16 protein-coding genes and 1 riboswitch are annotated in these 15,246 nt (G+C 37.0%); of the genes, 10 read left to right on the forward strand and 6 right to left on the reverse strand.

Going from position 1 to position 15,246, the window contains the following annotated elements:
- Positions 1–24 precede the first annotated feature (24 nt).
- Positions 25–120: riboswitch (TPP riboswitch) on the forward strand.
- Positions 121–186: 66 nt separating this feature from the next.
- The 8 genes from thiS to LQ189_RS13305 all read left to right on the forward strand — a co-directional run bounded on the left by thiS (position 187) and on the right by LQ189_RS13305 (position 7,355).
- The gene (thiS, locus tag LQ189_RS13270; protein WP_230157790.1) at positions 187–393 is read left to right on the forward strand and encodes a sulfur carrier protein ThiS; all 207 of its coding nucleotides are present in this window, start codon (positions 187–189) and stop codon (positions 391–393) included.
- A gap of 317 nt (positions 394–710) precedes the next feature.
- The gene (thiC, locus tag LQ189_RS13275) at positions 711–2,534 is read left to right on the forward strand and encodes a phosphomethylpyrimidine synthase ThiC (RefSeq protein WP_230157793.1); all 1,824 of its coding nucleotides are present in this window, start codon (positions 711–713) and stop codon (positions 2,532–2,534) included.
- A gap of 98 nt (positions 2,535–2,632) precedes the next feature.
- Positions 2,633–3,223 (forward strand): thiamine phosphate synthase, encoded by a 591-nt coding sequence (locus tag LQ189_RS13280; RefSeq protein WP_230157795.1) that lies wholly within the window; start codon positions 2,633–2,635, stop codon positions 3,221–3,223.
- Positions 3,205–3,957, forward strand: a complete 753-nt coding sequence (locus tag LQ189_RS13285) for a hydroxymethylpyrimidine/phosphomethylpyrimidine kinase (protein ID WP_230157797.1) — start codon at positions 3,205–3,207, stop codon at positions 3,955–3,957. The genes LQ189_RS13280 and LQ189_RS13285 overlap by 19 nt, the downstream gene beginning before the upstream one ends.
- The gene (locus LQ189_RS13290; protein WP_230157799.1) at positions 3,947–4,579 is read left to right on the forward strand and encodes a thiamine phosphate synthase; all 633 of its coding nucleotides are present in this window, start codon (positions 3,947–3,949) and stop codon (positions 4,577–4,579) included. The genes LQ189_RS13285 and LQ189_RS13290 overlap by 11 nt, the downstream gene beginning before the upstream one ends.
- A complete protein-coding gene (locus tag LQ189_RS13295; RefSeq protein ID WP_230157803.1) occupies positions 4,566–5,336 on the forward strand; it encodes a thiazole synthase in 771 nt (256 codons plus the stop codon). The genes LQ189_RS13290 and LQ189_RS13295 overlap by 14 nt, the downstream gene beginning before the upstream one ends.
- A 98-nt stretch (positions 5,337–5,434) precedes the next feature.
- Positions 5,435–6,556: a 2-iminoacetate synthase ThiH gene (thiH, locus tag LQ189_RS13300; protein ID WP_230157805.1), complete on the forward strand. Its 1,122-nt coding sequence runs from the start codon at positions 5,435–5,437 to the stop codon at positions 6,554–6,556.
- Positions 6,557–6,644: 88 nt separating this feature from the next.
- Entirely contained in the window at positions 6,645–7,355 is a 711-nt protein-coding gene (locus LQ189_RS13305; protein ID WP_230157807.1) for a HesA/MoeB/ThiF family protein, read from the forward strand.
- 186 nt (positions 7,356–7,541) lie between these two features.
- On the opposite strand, the gene aat is transcribed toward LQ189_RS13305, so the two are convergent.
- The 3 genes from aat to LQ189_RS13320 all read right to left on the reverse strand — a co-directional run bounded on the left by aat (position 7,542) and on the right by LQ189_RS13320 (position 9,576).
- Positions 7,542–8,180, reverse strand: coding sequence for a leucyl/phenylalanyl-tRNA--protein transferase (gene aat, locus LQ189_RS13310; protein ID WP_230157809.1), 639 nt, complete (start codon positions 8,178–8,180; stop codon positions 7,542–7,544).
- Between the two features lie 109 nt (positions 8,181–8,289).
- Positions 8,290–8,670, reverse strand: a complete 381-nt coding sequence (locus LQ189_RS13315) for a DUF3127 domain-containing protein (protein ID WP_086453648.1) — start codon at positions 8,668–8,670, stop codon at positions 8,290–8,292.
- A gap of 24 nt (positions 8,671–8,694) precedes the next feature.
- Positions 8,695–9,576, reverse strand: coding sequence for a flavin reductase family protein (locus tag LQ189_RS13320; protein ID WP_230157811.1), 882 nt, complete (start codon positions 9,574–9,576; stop codon positions 8,695–8,697).
- A gap of 174 nt (positions 9,577–9,750) precedes the next feature.
- Between LQ189_RS13320 and LQ189_RS13325 the strand changes: the two genes are divergently transcribed.
- Positions 9,751–10,917, forward strand: coding sequence for a HAMP domain-containing sensor histidine kinase (locus LQ189_RS13325; RefSeq protein WP_230157813.1), 1,167 nt, complete (start codon positions 9,751–9,753; stop codon positions 10,915–10,917).
- A gap of 54 nt (positions 10,918–10,971) precedes the next feature.
- Here the strand turns inward: LQ189_RS13325 and LQ189_RS13330 are convergent, their stop codons facing one another.
- Positions 10,972–11,361, reverse strand: coding sequence for an HIT family protein (locus tag LQ189_RS13330; protein ID WP_230157815.1), 390 nt, complete (start codon positions 11,359–11,361; stop codon positions 10,972–10,974).
- A 42-nt stretch (positions 11,362–11,403) separates the two neighbouring features.
- Entirely contained in the window at positions 11,404–11,880 is a 477-nt protein-coding gene (gene greA / locus LQ189_RS13335; protein WP_086453643.1) for a transcription elongation factor GreA, read from the reverse strand.
- Between the two features lie 161 nt (positions 11,881–12,041).
- Here greA and LQ189_RS13340 point away from each other — a divergent pair, with 161 nt between their 5' ends.
- The gene (locus LQ189_RS13340; protein ID WP_230157817.1) at positions 12,042–12,464 is read left to right on the forward strand and encodes a hypothetical protein; all 423 of its coding nucleotides are present in this window, start codon (positions 12,042–12,044) and stop codon (positions 12,462–12,464) included.
- A gap of 482 nt (positions 12,465–12,946) precedes the next feature.
- Here LQ189_RS13340 and LQ189_RS13345 read toward each other — a convergent pair whose 3' ends face one another.
- Positions 12,947–15,100 carry a TonB-dependent receptor gene (locus LQ189_RS13345; RefSeq protein ID WP_230157819.1) on the reverse strand — a complete coding sequence of 718 codons (2,154 nt, stop codon included), beginning with the start codon at positions 15,098–15,100 and terminating at the stop codon, positions 12,947–12,949.
- Between the last annotated feature and the right edge of the window lie 146 nt (positions 15,101–15,246).

Genomic DNA, 15,246 nt, shown 5'->3' on the forward strand with positions numbered 1-15,246 from the left:
ATTCATAATTTTCATTACATTTGCTTCACACTTTAGGGGTGTCTACCACGGTAGGCTGAGATTTTACCCTCTGAACCTGATCTAGTTCATACTAGCGTAGGGAAAAGTAAGATGACTTCATTGTACCATATTTGGGTACCGTCGTAGCCATTCCTAAAGTATACCTATATACTAAATTCAAAAGGAATGGAACTAAAAATCAACAACCAAACAAAACATTTTGCCGCCAAGAGCCTAACGGTTCAAGCACTTCTTGACTTGGAAATTCCCGAAAAACAAAACGGAATTGCTGTAGCCATTAACAATATCGTCATTCCAAAATCTAATTGGAATTTGCATCCCATACAAGAAACCGACACCATCCTTATCATCTCCGCAACTCAAGGTGGATGAGACGGCTGCTCGAGCGCAATCTAATTAAGTTAAGAGGAAAAAGAAAAAACAGCACGCAGATTCAATAGATTTTAACTGATTTTTTTGCGTAAATCCGCGAAATCTGCGTGACAAAAAAGCAACTATTTAACTTAATGACCTTGTGCTCGAGCGGGCTATCCATTACAAGTCCGCAGTGACCATCCTATAAAACACAGTCGCCATTAAAGCTTCCTTACGGTCGCTTCACTGTCTCCTTGTTTTATTCGTCTGTCCACTTTACGGGCTTTCCATTACTATCCCTAGCAGAAAAAATACTAAACACTATCCTATTACCTATGAATACAGAAGAAAAAATATCTAGAACCCCGTTTCCAAATTCGAAAAAAGTATACATCGATGGAGAAATCCACCCCATAAAAGTAGCGATGCGTGAAATTTCGCTCGCAGATACTAAACTAACCAATGGCAGAATAGAAAAGAATCCACCGGTAACAGTTTACGACACTTCAGGCCCTTTTACAGATCCTAATTTTGAAATTGATATTCGCAAAGGATTGCCACGCATCCGCCAACAATGGATTTTAGACCGAAATGATGTAGAAGAATTAACCGAAATCTCCTCAGAATACGGAAAATCCCGTTTGAATGATGAAAAGTTAGATCACTTGCGTTTTGAATATTTACACAAACCAATGCGTGCCAAAAAAGGCGCCAATGTTACTCAATTATATTACGCCAAACAAGGCATTATCACTCCCGAAATGGAATACATCGCCATTCGAGAGAACCAACGCATCGACCAACTAAACGAGCAAACCAAAGCAATGCAATGCCAACACGCTGGAAATAGTTTTGGAGCAAATACACCAAAAACTAAAATCACGGCTGAATTTGTTCGTAGCGAAGTAGCAAGAGGTCGAGCTATTATCCCCAACAACATCAACCATCCCGAAAGCGAACCAATGATTGTAGGACGTAATTTTTTAGTAAAAATTAACGCCAATATTGGGAATAGCGCAGTCACTTCAAGCATCGAAGAAGAAGTAGAAAAAGCGGTTTGGGCTTGTCGTTGGGGAGCTGATACTATTATGGATTTATCTACAGGAAAAAACATTCACGAAACCAGAGAATGGATTATTCGTAATTCCCCTGTTCCCATCGGTACGGTGCCTATTTATCAAGCTTTAGAAAAAGTAAACGGTGTAGCCGAAGATTTAACATGGGAAGTTTTCCGTGATACCTTAATCGAACAAGCAGAACAAGGCGTTTCTTATTTCACCATTCACGCTGGTGTTTTATTGCGCTACATCCATTTGACCGCTAATCGCGTTACCGGAATTGTTTCACGCGGTGGTTCTATTATGGCCAAATGGTGTTTGTTTCATCACAAAGAAAACTTCCTTTACACCCATTTCGAGGAGATTTGCGAAATCATGAAACAATATGATGTTGCCTTTTCATTGGGTGACGGACTTCGCCCAGGTTCAATAGCCGACGCCAACGATGCTGCACAATTCGCCGAGTTAGAAACTTTAGGAGAATTGACAAAAATAGCTTGGAAACACGATGTTCAAGTATTTATTGAAGGACCTGGTCATGTACCAATGCATATGATTAAAGAAAATATGGACAAGCAATTAGAACATTGTGATGAAGCTCCATTTTACACTTTGGGGCCATTAACCACTGATATTGCTCCAGGTTACGACCACATTACTTCTGCCATTGGAGCCGCCATGATTGGCTGGTATGGTTGCGCCATGTTGTGCTATGTTACCCCAAAAGAACACCTTGGATTGCCCAACAAAAAAGATGTAAAAGATGGTGTGATTACTTATAAAATTGCTGCTCACGCTGCGGATTTAGCCAAAGGTCACCCAGGCGCTCAATATCGAGACAATGCCTTAAGCAAAGCCCGTTTCGAATTCCGCTGGGAAGACCAATTCAACCTATCATTAGATCCAGATACTGCTCGTGATTTTCACGATGAAACCTTGCCTGCAGACGGTGCAAAAGTGGCTCACTTCTGCTCAATGTGTGGACCAAAATTCTGCTCCATGAAAATATCGCAGGAAATTCGTGACGTTGCCGAAGCCGAGAAAGGAATGGCAGCAAAATCAGAAGAGTTTATTGAACAAGGAAAAGAAATTTATATTTAAGGCGAGAGAATAGATAAAAGAATATAGAGAATAGACCTAAATCACAGTGTATTTTCTATATTCTATACTCTTTTTTCCTTTTCAGAATCTAATCAAAAATGATAGTCATTTCCAATCCAACTTTAATAGCAAACGAAATCCACACCATACACGCTCTCATTGAGAATGGATTGGAGTTACTTCATATTCGGAAACCTGATTTTTCAGAAACAGAAATGAAAACATTTGTATCGAAAATAAAAACAGCTTTCAGACACCAATTGGCTTTGCATAGTCATCATCAATTAGCGCTAGAATTAGGAATTAATCGCATTCATTTTACAGAAAAAACAAGAATAGAAACACCCGAAGAACAATTAAAAAAATGGAAAAAAAGCGGATATATACTCTCCACCTCTATTCATAAAATGTCCGATTTTGAAGCCCTATCAAGTGTCTTTGATTACGCCTTTTTCGGTCCTGTTTTCGAAAGTATTTCAAAACCTAATTATGTTTCAAATCTGGATTTCAAAAAAGAATTAGAACAACGAAAAAATAACACAACTGCATTGATTGCTATTGGAGGAATTACATCCGAAAATATCAAAACTGCATTAACATTTGGGTTTGATGATGTTGCTCTTTTAGGCAATATTTGGAACAACAACCTTTCAATAGAAAATTTTAAACTATGTCACGACCTTTTGTAGTAAGCATTGCAGGCTTCGATCCTTCAGCAGGTGCGGGAGTTTTGGCAGATGTAAAGACGTTCGAGCAACATCAAGTGTATGGCTTTGCTATTAGTAGTGCAAATACCATTCAAACCGAAAATGAATTTGTAGCCATACAATGGACGGATTTGGATTTTGTTTTGCAATCTGTTCAAACAATATTTAATACTTACGACATAAAAGCCGTAAAAATTGGAATTGTACCTTCTTTAAAATTTTTAAAAGAAGTTGTTTTTCTGATAAAAAAGATTTCGTCAGAAACAAAAATAGTTTGGGACACCGTTTTAAAATCGACAACAGAATTCGATTTTTTAACTATTGAAAACCAAACTACTTTGATTGAAATACTGAAAGAAATTGATTTGATCACTCCCAATTACAATGAAATTATGCAATTATCTTCTAAAGAAATTAATGCAGAAACAACAGCTATTTTGCTTTCAAAACATTGCCCCGTATTGTTAAAAGGCGGTCACAATCCAAACGAAATTGGCTTTGATTATTTGTATTTAGAAAATGAACATTTGAAACTGGCGCCAAAGACTACTAAAATTTTCGACAAACACGGATCAGGTTGCGTGTTGTCATCTGCGATTACAGCTCATTTGGCTTTGGGACAGGAACTAAAAACGGCTTGTGCCAATGCCAAAAAATATATAGAAGCCTACTTACAATCTAACCCAACAAAACTAGGATATCATTATGTACAATAAACTACAATATATTTCTCAAGGAAACACCGTCGAAGAACAATTGTCCAATATTCGCAAAGCGCTTGACAACGGTTGCGAGTGGATTCAGTTGCGTTTCAAAAATGCTTCCACCGCCGAACTTTTTGATGTTGCAGAAACCGCAAAAATTTTGTGTGACGTTTTTTCTGCCTATTTAATCATCAATGACAATGTGCACCTAGCAGAGCAATTAGATGCGGATGGAGTTCATGTAGGTTTAACCGATATGAATGTAGCAGCGGCGAGAACTATTTTAGGTCGTGAAAAAATTATCGGAGCAACTGCCAATACTTTTGAAGATATTCAAAAGCATACTGAAAATGGCTGTAATTACATTGGTTTAGGGCCGTTCCAATTTACAGCAACAAAAGAAAAATTAAGTCCCATTTTAGGGGTAGAAGGCTACCGCAGCATTATCGAAAAGATGAAAGCAAAAAAAATACAAATGCCCATTTATGCCATTGGAGGAATCCAACTTACAAACGTTGAAAGTATAATGGAAACTGGCGTTCACGGGATTGCTCTTTCGGGTTTAATTACCCAAAGCGAAAATCCATCCGAATTAATCACGCAACTAAACGAAAAACTATATGTTACCATTTAAAATAGGAGATAAAACCTTTGAATCACGCTTGTTTTTAGGGACCGGAAAATTCGGCTCCAACCAACAAATGGAAGAAGCTATTTTGGCATCCGGAAGTGAATTGGTTACCGTAGCCCTAAAACGTATCGATTTAGAAACCGAAACCGATGCGATTTTAGCCCACCTCAAACATCCACGTATTAATTTATTACCCAATACTTCGGGAGCAAGAAATGCTAAAGAGGCTGTTTTTGCAGCGCAACTAGCAAGAGAAGCTTTGGAAACCAATTGGCTCAAACTAGAAATCCATCCCGATCCAAGGTACTTGTTACCCGACCCGATTGAAACTTTAAAAGCAACAGAAGAACTAGCTAAATTAGGTTTTATTGTTTTACCATACATTCATGCCGATCCTGTTTTATGCAAACGTTTGGAAGATGCCGGAACATCAGCGGTAATGCCTTTAGGATCGCCAATTGGAAGTAACAAAGGATTAAAAACAATTGATTTTTTAGAAATTATTATCGAACAAAGTAAAGTCCCTGTTATAATCGACGCAGGAATTGGAGCACCTTCTGATGCCGCAAAAGCAATGGAATTAGGCGCCGATGCTGTTTTAGTCAACACCGCTATTGCTGTTGCTGGAAATCCAAAACTGATGGCTGAAGCTTTTGCAGCAGCCGTAATTGCAGGACGAAAAGCATATGAAGCACAATTGGCACAAAAGGTAAATCGAGCGGTGGCTTCGAGTCCTTTGACGGCATTTTTATATGAATAATAATTTAACCACAAAGTTCACAAAGCGAACGCAAAGCACACTATACTTTGTGTCTCTTGTGAAATAACTTTGTGCGCTTTGTGTTTAAAAAACAAATAATGACAAATTTCAAATCGGTTTTCGAACAATATAGTTGGGACAAAATTCAAGCTAAAATCTATCAAACAACTACCAAAGAAGTAGAACAAGCTTTAGGAAAAACCAAACGCAATCTCGATGATTTTCTGGCTTTGATATCACCTGCTGCCCTACCTTATTTGGAACAAATGGCTCAAATAAGTCACGAATTAACCAAAAAGCGTTTTGGCAAAACCATTCAAATGTATGCGCCTTTGTATTTGAGCAACGAATGCCAAAACATTTGTACCTATTGCGGTTTCAGTTTAGACAACAAAATCAAACGAAAAACCCTGACTGAAAGCGAGATAACACTAGAAGTTGAAGCCTTGAAAAGAGCAGGATTCGACCATGTTTTATTAGTTACTGGCGAAGCTAATTATACCGTGAACATCAACTATTTCCTAAATGCAATTGATCAAATAAAAAATGATTTTTCGACTATTTCGGTAGAAGTGCAACCTTTATCCACAGAAGAATACGAACAATTGCACCAAGCTGGGGTGTATTCCGTTTTAGTTTATCAGGAAACCTATCATCGGGATGTTTACAAGCAATACCACACCAAAGGGAAAAAATCTAATTTCGATTTTCGTTTAGAAACTCCAGATCGGGTTGGAACTGCTGGAATTCATAAAATAGGTTTGGGCGTTTTGTTAGGATTAGAGGATTGGCGCACTGATAGTTTTTTCAATGCTCTACACTTGGATTATCTCCAAAAAACGTATTGGAAAACCAAATACACGGTTTCTTTTCCACGATTGCGTCCCGCGGAAGGAGTGATTCAACACAACTTTATTATGGATGACAAAGATTTGACGCAGTTGATTTGTGCTTATCGGTTATGGAATGAGGATTTAGAAATTTCTATATCGACTCGCGAGAATGAAAAATTCAGAAACAACATTATTCCGCTTGGAACAACAAGTATGAGTGCTGGCTCCAAAACCAATCCTGGTGGTTATGTAGTGGATCCGCAATCTTTGGAACAATTTGAGATTAGTGACGAACGTTCAGCATCGGAAATTGCCGCTCTTATTTCTAGCCAAGGCTACGAACCCGTTTGGAAAGACTGGGATAGAACATTTAGTCAAATTTCATAAAGTCGAATGTCATAAGTACTCGACTTTACTTGATAGTTTAGCTTTTGACTTTCCAATATAAGATTTTCAAACTTTAAGACACAATAAAATGAGTGTAATACAAGAATTTTTACGATACAACCGACAAACAATGTTACCCGAAATAGGTGACTCAGGACAAGAAAAACTCAAGCAAGCGAAGGTTTTAGTCATTGGTGCAGGTGGTTTAGGTTGTCCTATTTTGCAATATATTTCGACCGCAGGAGTGGGCACTATCGGAATTGTTGATTTCGATAAAATAGAAATTCACAACTTACATAGACAAATTTTATACACCGATGATCAAGTGGGTTTATCTAAGGCTTTGATGGCCAAAGAAAAATTAGAAGCGTTGAATCCTTTGATTAAAGTAGCAGCTTTTGAAGCGAAACTAACTATTGAAAACGCTGTTCAAATCATCCAAGATTTTGATGTGATTGTGGATGGATCAGATAATTTTGCTACTCGTTATTTAGTGAGTGATACTTGTGTAGCTTTGGGCAAACCCTTGGTTTATGGCAGTATTTTAGGTTTTGAAGGTCAGCTAGCTGTTTTTAATCATAACGGAAGTAAAAATCTCCGGGATTTATTTCCAGAGCCTCCCAATCCAAAAGACGTACCGAATTGCAGTTTGAATGGCGTGCTGGGCACTTTACCGGGCATGATAGGAACGATGATGGCACACGAAACCTTAAAATTAATTATAGGTTTACCAACTTTAAAAAATGAATTGGTTCTGTATCAAACTTTGGATTGGAGTTTTACCAAGTTGCAGTTTTAATTGTGTCAAGCAATCTATTAAGCACTGAAAAAACAGGCGTTTTGCCCCAGATGGACGTGAAAAGCCCGGACTGAAAAGGTTATTTTTTATAGACAGCAAAGAGCGACCGGCAGGAAGCTCCTTTGATGGCTTTAGAAAAAATAAGGCTTTGAGGGAGGACTTGTAACAGACAGCTGGAATTAGGCCCTACTGCTGCTGCAAAATTTGCATAAACTCCTCGCGAGAGATTTCACGACAACCCAAACTTTCGAGATGTGGGTTGTATACTTGGCAATCGAGCAGCTTATAATTTTCTTTTTTCAAATGGTTTACCAAGGCAATAAACGCCACTTTGGAAGCATTTGAAACTAACGAAAACATGCTTTCGCCGCAAAAAATATGACCCAAATCAACGCCATACAAACCGCCAACTAAGATGTCATCTTGCCACACTTCTACTGATTTTGCAATGCCTAAGTCGTGCAATTTGCAATAGGCCTCAATCATGTCATTAGTAATCCAAGTACCGTTTTGACCGTCGCGTTTTACTTTTTGACAGTAGGAAATCACATCTCTAAAATTTTGATTGAAGGTAACCGAAAATTCGCCTTTATTGAGAATGTTGCGCATGCTTTTGGAGATTTTTAACTCCTCAAGAAATAAAACCATTCTTGGGTTAGGCGACCACCAAAGAATAGGATCGCCAGTTTCAAACCACGGAAAAATGCCACTTTTGTAGGCTAGCTGCAAGCGCTCAGGAGACAAATCGCCACCAATAGCAAGAATTCCATCGCGATTGGCTTGGTTCACTTCGGGAAATTCCAAAATATCAGAAAGATAATGCATGATGAATAAATTATAAAGAAAACGGTAGGAATGCTCAAAAAAAATCCAAATTCCAATATGAAGAAAGCTTCAACTTGGAATTTGGATTTATATACTTTGGAAATTTATCTTAAAACGGTAAATCGTCTGCTTCCTCTTCGTTAAAACTAGTTGCTGGTGCAAATGTTTCTGCAGATGGCATGGGAGGCATTTGCTGAGCAGAAGGACTTTCCGCTTGTAATTTCCCTATTCTCCATCCTTGAATAGTGTTAAAATAAACCGTTTCACCTTGTGCATTTGTCCACTCTCTTCCTCTCAAGTTAATGTCAATTTTTACAGCTTCACCTACTTGAAAATTATTCAACAAATCACATTTATCTTGAACAAACTGAACCGAAATATGTTGCGGATATTGCTCATCAGTTGTTACTACAACATCTCTTTTTTTGAAACCTCCAGATCCAACTTCTTTAGTTTGATCGATCATTTTAATTTTTCCTGTTACTTCCATCTTCTCTATATTTATTGTTATGCTCTATTTTAAAGTATCGGCTAAAAGGACCTTCCATGCCGAGACTACATCATTATCGTTAAGGTATTTTTTTGCCGTAAGATGCACTTTTTCAGTATCATCTGAGCTCAAAACAGCTTTAACTGCAAAATTTTGCTGTACAAATATACTAACTTCTTCGGTTGTAGGCAAGGCTTCAACATTTCCTAAAATCCCCAAATCATTTCCGTTAAAAACCTTACTTTCTTTTATAAAATTTGGAATAGCATCTACGCCAATTCCTAAGGTTGCCAATGGTTTTGGCACTTCAAAAAGTCCTTGATTGGATCTAGAATACCAATTGCCGCCCAAACGCGACACCAAGTCAATTTTATGTTGATCGATAGCGCCGTTACTGTCTAAAACGGCTTCGTCAATATGAATTTTTACTACTTCACACACGACTAAATTCCCTGCACCACCCTCTGAACCCAAAGCAATAATTTGATTGACTTTACATTCAAATTGTACCGGAGATTCTTTTACTCGATACGGTTTTACAACCTCTGATGGTATTGGCGTCAAGCCTGATTTTACAAATTCATCTACCCCATCAGCATACTCTGTACTAGCCAACGAGATTTGCTGTACAATATCATAGTTCACTACATTGATCACTACTTCTTTGGTAGCCTCGGCATTAATCAAAGTGTGTTTTATTGAGTTGTCTCGCACGCGGCGTGCCGGTGAGAAAATAAGAATAGGTGGATTAGCACTAAAAACATTAAAAAAACTAAACGGAGAAACATTGGCATTGCCATTTTCATCCATCGTACTGGCAAATGCAATAGGTCTTGGTCCTACTGAACCTTGCAAATAACCTTGTAATTGAGCTGTAGAAATACTTTTAGGATCTATCGTTAGCATAAAGATATTTTTTTACTGTATCATACAAAAGTAAGTAAATGAATTTGGTTTTTAGAATGGCTTGCTACATTTTAAACAAAATTATCTTGCTTGAGATGCTGCCAAAAATTCTTTATCAAAAACTAAAATACAAGCGCATTTATTTCGTTATATTTAGCACTAAAATCCATTAGTATGCAATTTTCCGAAAGAAGAGTTAACACCCGCTGGGTTATTATTTTGGCATCGTTTTTTATCATTAGTTTAATTCTCTGGAATACGTATACTTTTTTTCAAATTTTCAAGAATGAAGAACGCTTGAAAATGAATCTTTGGGCGCAGGCCCAAAAAACATTAATTAACGCCGATGAAAATACTGAGGTTGAATTGCCATTACAGATTTTTAGCAATAACACATCAATCCCAATTATGCTAACTGAAAATGACAGCATTATCAATACTGTTAATATTGACGAGGAAAATTTGTTAAAAAGTAAAAAGGCGATCACGATACTAAACACCTTAAAATCAGAAAACGATCCCATTGTTATAGAATATGTTCCTGGAAAATTTCAAAAACTATATTACGGCAACTCTTCCCTATTAAACAAATTAAAATATTACCCCCTTGCGCTGGTTTTAATTATTGTTCTTTTTGGTGGATTAGTTTACAATTACTACCGCAGCACAAAAATGGCGACTCAAAACAAATTGTGGGCCGGAATGGCAAAGGAAACAGCACATCAAATAGGTACGCCGCTCTCCTCATTGATTGGTTGGGTCGAAATTTTGAAAGCAGATGACGTGGACGCCTCGATCACGCAAGAAATAGAAAAAGATATCGAACGCCTGCAAACGATAACCGACCGATTTTCAAAAATTGGTTCGGAACCTAAGCTAGAACGCACTGATATTGTTCACGAAACACAACAGGCATATGATTATTTACAATCTCGGTTTTCAAAACAAATTGACTTTACTTTTAGCGCTCCAAATCACCCGATTTGGGTACAACTCAACCCTATTTTGCACAGCTGGACGATAGAAAATTTAGTCAAAAATGCCATTGACGCCATGAAGGGAAAAGGAAAACTCCAACTGGCAATTGTTGCCGACGCTGACACGGTAAAAATCAACGTTACAGATACAGGCAGCGGCATTCAAAAAAAACAATTTCAAACTATTTTTGAACCAGGATTTACCACCAAAAAACGCGGTTGGGGATTGGGACTTTCATTAACCAAACGAATTGTAGAAGAATATCACAAAGGCACAATTAAAGTTTTACATTCTGAAATTGGCAAAGGAACTACCATGCAAGTATTGCTAAAAATCAAACAAGACTCAAATTTTAATTCATAAAAAAAGGAACACGTTTTTGTCGTATTCCTTTTTTTATTTTTTATGTTTTAATTTTTACAAGTTGGCTGCAATTGCTGCTGCCAGTGTAGTAAATTCTTGGGTCGTTAGACTCACTTTATTTTGAAAACGCATTTCATCCATTTCGTTTAACGGAATCAAATGTACGTGCGCATGAGGAACTTCGAGTCCTACAACTGCCATCCCGACGCGTTTACAAGGAACTGTTTTTTCAAGTGCAATTGCTATTTTTTTAGAAAACTGCATTAGCCCCAAATACAAATCGTCTTCTATATCAAAAATCTTATTGATTTCTTGTTTCGGAATACAAAGTGTGTGACCTTTTGCGTTTGGATTTACATCTAAAAAAGCTATGAAATTTTCATCCTCTGCTATCTTGTAACATGGAATTTCTCCTTGGATAATTTTGGTAAAAATACTTGACATATTTACAATTTTAGGAGTTGAACCTCAACTTTTATTTCAAAATTAGTCTCTAGTGATTTCAAGAATTTCAAACTTCAACACACCATTTGGCACCGTAATTTCTGCAACTTCCCCTACTGATTTTCCTAGTAAACCTTTCCCAATTGGTGAAGTAACGGATATTTTTCCTGTTTTCAAATCTGCTTCACTTTCTGCTACTAATGTGTATTTCATTTCCATTCCGTTGGTTTGGTTTTTGATTTTCACATTCGATAAAACCAGTACTTTAGAAAGGTCTAAATGGGACTCGTCAATTAATCGAGCGTTTGAGTGTACTTCTTCTAGTTTAGCAATACGCATCTCAAGCATACCTTGTGCTTCTTTGGCTGCATCATACTCAGCATTCTCAGATAAATCTCCTTTATCTCTAGCCTCTGCAATATCTGCTGATGCTTTAGGACGCATCACGCTTTTTAGATAATCTAATTCTTCTCTTAATTTCTTTAATCCTTCTGCGGTGTAATACGATACTGTACTCATAATTTCATTAATTATATAAATAGAAAAAATCCCATCGGGACGGGATTTCTTTCCACAAAGATACTACTATTTTTTTTCGTCTATAAATATATGTTAATCATATATAATTCAAAGTTAAATAAATTAAATTTGTTTCACTAATACTTTGACACTAATTTAAAATGAAAAAAATTCATCTCTTATTTGCATTGATTCCCTTGATCTTTTCTTGCAGTGATTCTGGCGTTAACAATAACAATCCCTTTGTTCCTAACTATACTTTCACTATTGATCTAAACTTAAATTTGCCTACCTACTCTAATCTAAAATTCGTTAGTAATGCAGTTTATATTTCTGGATTAGGAGCAAAGGGAATTTATGTGTTTTGTACAGCACCGGGTAACTATAATGCTTTTGACGCAGCCTGTCCCAACCAAGCTTTGAACTCTTGTTCTAATATGACTCTAAAAGGAATCAATGTAGTTTGCGCTTGTGACAGTAAAGAATATAGTTTGTTTACTGGACAAGCTCAAGGCGGTGCTCAATATCCTATGAAACAATATCGAGTTCAAGTTAATGGAGATATATTACGTGTGTATAACTAAATTATAATTTATAACTAACGGATAGCATGAAAACCCTCGGCAGTACAAAAGTGGTACGCTGACTGATGAGATAATCCGAGAAGGAAAAATCATTTTTTACCTTGTTATCAAAAAGGTTGTTAGCCATTAACTCAAATCCAAATGGACTGTTCTTTTTTTGGTAACGCAACGATGTATTTGCGATGTCGTAAAAATTACTCTGCTTGTTGCTATTGGTGTTTTTCAAATTTTCGTAACTGCATTTGAACGTCCAAAATTTTGCAACAGTAATGTCAAAATCAGAGGTAATCGCATCGGTTTGAAAACTTTAAAAACCAATCTTTTTTTTTTATGAAAGCGCAGGTTGAAACAGTAATTTTATACAGAAAGAAGCAATTAAATTATAGTTCACCTCTAGATCGTTCCTCAAAATGGGTATGATAATCAAATAAAAAATCCTGACAGCGAACCATCAGGATTTACTCCAATTACAAACTCTTCTTTTAAAACTTCAAGGTCAAACCTAGCAAGAAATTAGTCCCCGCTTGCGGATAGTAGTACGGATAGATATCGTACATGTACCCATTTGAAACGTATTTTTTATCTAAAAAGTTGTTCAGTAAGCCCGTTAAGACTATTTCATTAAATATGGTTTTGGGTTTAAAAGTGTACGCCACGTTTAGATCATTGACAAAATAATCAGCTAATCGTGCTGCTGGCAACTCAATATTGTTCATGTACTGCTCACCCACAAATTTTTGTAACCATGAAAGATGCAGATTTTCAATAGGCGAATACACTATAATGTTTCCTGCAATAATTGATGGAGAATAAGCAATATCTGTAGTGCCGTAGTTTTGTCCTTCAACAGCTAAGTCTCTATTTTTATTGGCGCTCAAGGTGAAATTAGGACGAATAATCCACTGCTCATTAAATGCAATAGTCGCATCTACTTCTAATCCTAATCGGTAACTTTTTTCACTGTTAGATCGAATTGGAGCGCCAACATCATCTAGGTTTCCCGTCAAAATTAATTGGTCTTTATAAGCCATATAATACACATTGGTGTTAATTTGCATTTTCTCAGCAGTATACCTCCAACCCAATTCAAAGTCGTTTAATTTCTCTGGTCTTACATTGCCCCCTTCGTAATCACTTCTGTTTGGTTCTCTATTGGCTCTTGCGTACGAGGCATACAAGGCATTGCTTGCGTTTACCGTGTACGTCAAACCTGCTTTTGGGTTAAAAAAGTTAAAAGTATCATTTACCGGCAGTGCTTGCACACCATCTGCTTTGTAATTTACAGATCGAAATTGAAGGTCTCCAAATAAACTCAACTGACTTGAAATTTGATAATTGGCTTTCGCAAAAATATTTCCATCGGTTTTGATGGCATCATCATCATAATACTTGTCGCCCAATTCACTTTGCGAAGCAAAACGAGCCCAAATAACTTCCCCAAAATGATTGCCTTCGTACTTGTTCCAGCCTCCACCAAAAATGAGATCTACTGACTCGTCTTTATAATTAGCTGAAAAAGTGGTTCCATAAAAATCATTATCCAACCATTTTTGACGCACTAAATCAGTTGTTGTCACTGTACCAAAAGGCTGTAAACCATAATCTGCAAAGTCAGCATCTTCTTTGTAATTTTCGTAATAGCCTCTTCCTTTGGTGTAGTGCAAAGCAAAATTGGTACTCCATTTATCCGAAAATTTTTCGTTCCAATGCAATTGGGAATGATCTTGTTGATAATTATCCGTTTCATTATCATAAAAACGCATATTACCTTGTTCATCTTTAAAAGCTCCTGCCGAGTTAAACCTGCGATTGGTATTCAAGGTTTCGCCATCAATTCCGTTCCAAGACTGATATGTTTTTTCATTTCCTCCAAAAACCAAAGCTTTGATTAAAGTAGTTTTATCAACGTACGTTCCTTGCAAAAAATACGATTTCAAGTCCGAAGCACCTCTGTCAATAAACCCATCCGAATTTAGAGCTGACAAACGGCCTGCAATTTCAAAATGATCGTTCATTAATCCGGTGCTGAATTTTACGGTATGCTTACGCGTATTGAAACTTCCGAACGAATTTGAGATTTCGCCAGTACTTTTTGTTGCAAAATTATCGGTAAGCATGTTAAGGCTTGCGCCAAAAGCACCTGCTCCATTGGTAGACGTTCCTACTCCACGCTGCAATTGTAAACTTTCGACAGATGATGCAAAATCAGGCATATTCACCCAATACGTTCCATGACTTTCGGAGTCGTTATAAGGAATACCGTTGATGGTTACATTTACACGTGTAGCATCACTACCACGCACTCGTATACCTGTATAGCCCACACCATTTCCTGCATCAGACGTAGTGACTACAGATGGCAAATAGTTCATTAAAACAGGAATATCTTGCCCTAGATTTCTGAATTTAATGTCTTTTTTTGTGAGATTGCTAAAACTAACTGGAGTTTTTGTAGTAACACGAACTGCTGATACTAAAACCGCATCAAGCTGGTTGACCTTAGTAGTATCTTTTACTTGTGCAAAAGTGGAAAAAGAAAAAAGAGAAAAGGAAATAGAAAATAGGCGAATCAATGATAAATTTGACGGTTTCGCCTGCGCGCTTTTGCGGCTTGTAAAATAAAATAAAGTTCTCATCCGTAAATTGATTACGAATAAAAGGGGGAATTATTCTTTTTGTTTTTTAATTAATAAAATGATTTGTTTCTATGACGCAACGCAGCATGTACTGCCTTGTTTTGTCAATTTTTCCGTAAACAGCATTACCTGTTCCCGTTCTTTGG

The sequence above is a fragment of the Flavobacterium sp. CECT 9288 genome (genome assembly GCF_918731615.1).
GTDB lineage: Bacteria > Bacteroidota > Bacteroidia > Flavobacteriales > Flavobacteriaceae > Flavobacterium.

Excerpts from the sequence above, each read along its gene's own strand:
- LQ189_RS13315 (WP_086453648.1), bottom strand. The coding sequence starts at position 8,670 with ATGGAAGTAACAGGAAAAATTAAAATGATCGATCAAACTAAAGAAGTT.
- greA (WP_086453643.1), bottom strand. The coding sequence starts at position 11,880 with ATGAGTACAGTATCGTATTACACCGCAGAAGGATTAAAGAAATTAAGA.
- LQ189_RS13345 (WP_230157819.1), bottom strand. The coding sequence starts at position 15,100 with ATGAGAACTTTATTTTATTTTACAAGCCGCAAAAGCGCGCAGGCGAAA.
- LQ189_RS13295 (WP_230157803.1), top strand. The coding sequence starts at position 4,566 with ATGTTACCATTTAAAATAGGAGATAAAACCTTTGAATCACGCTTGTTT.
- LQ189_RS13320 (WP_230157811.1), bottom strand. The coding sequence starts at position 9,576 with ATGCTAACGATAGATCCTAAAAGTATTTCTACAGCTCAATTACAAGGT.
- LQ189_RS13330 (WP_230157815.1), bottom strand. The coding sequence starts at position 11,361 with ATGTCAAGTATTTTTACCAAAATTATCCAAGGAGAAATTCCATGTTAC.
- aat (WP_230157809.1), bottom strand. The coding sequence starts at position 8,180 with ATGCATTATCTTTCTGATATTTTGGAATTTCCCGAAGTGAACCAAGCC.
- LQ189_RS13285 (WP_230157797.1), top strand. The coding sequence starts at position 3,205 with ATGTCACGACCTTTTGTAGTAAGCATTGCAGGCTTCGATCCTTCAGCA.
- LQ189_RS13325 (WP_230157813.1), top strand. The coding sequence starts at position 9,751 with ATGCAATTTTCCGAAAGAAGAGTTAACACCCGCTGGGTTATTATTTTG.
- thiC (WP_230157793.1), top strand. The coding sequence starts at position 711 with ATGAATACAGAAGAAAAAATATCTAGAACCCCGTTTCCAAATTCGAAA.
- LQ189_RS13305 (WP_230157807.1), top strand. The coding sequence starts at position 6,645 with ATGAGTGTAATACAAGAATTTTTACGATACAACCGACAAACAATGTTA.
- LQ189_RS13290 (WP_230157799.1), top strand. The coding sequence starts at position 3,947 with ATGTACAATAAACTACAATATATTTCTCAAGGAAACACCGTCGAAGAA.
- thiS (WP_230157790.1), top strand. The coding sequence starts at position 187 with ATGGAACTAAAAATCAACAACCAAACAAAACATTTTGCCGCCAAGAGC.
- thiH (WP_230157805.1), top strand. The coding sequence starts at position 5,435 with ATGACAAATTTCAAATCGGTTTTCGAACAATATAGTTGGGACAAAATT.
- LQ189_RS13340 (WP_230157817.1), top strand. The coding sequence starts at position 12,042 with ATGAAAAAAATTCATCTCTTATTTGCATTGATTCCCTTGATCTTTTCT.
- LQ189_RS13280 (WP_230157795.1), top strand. The coding sequence starts at position 2,633 with ATGATAGTCATTTCCAATCCAACTTTAATAGCAAACGAAATCCACACC.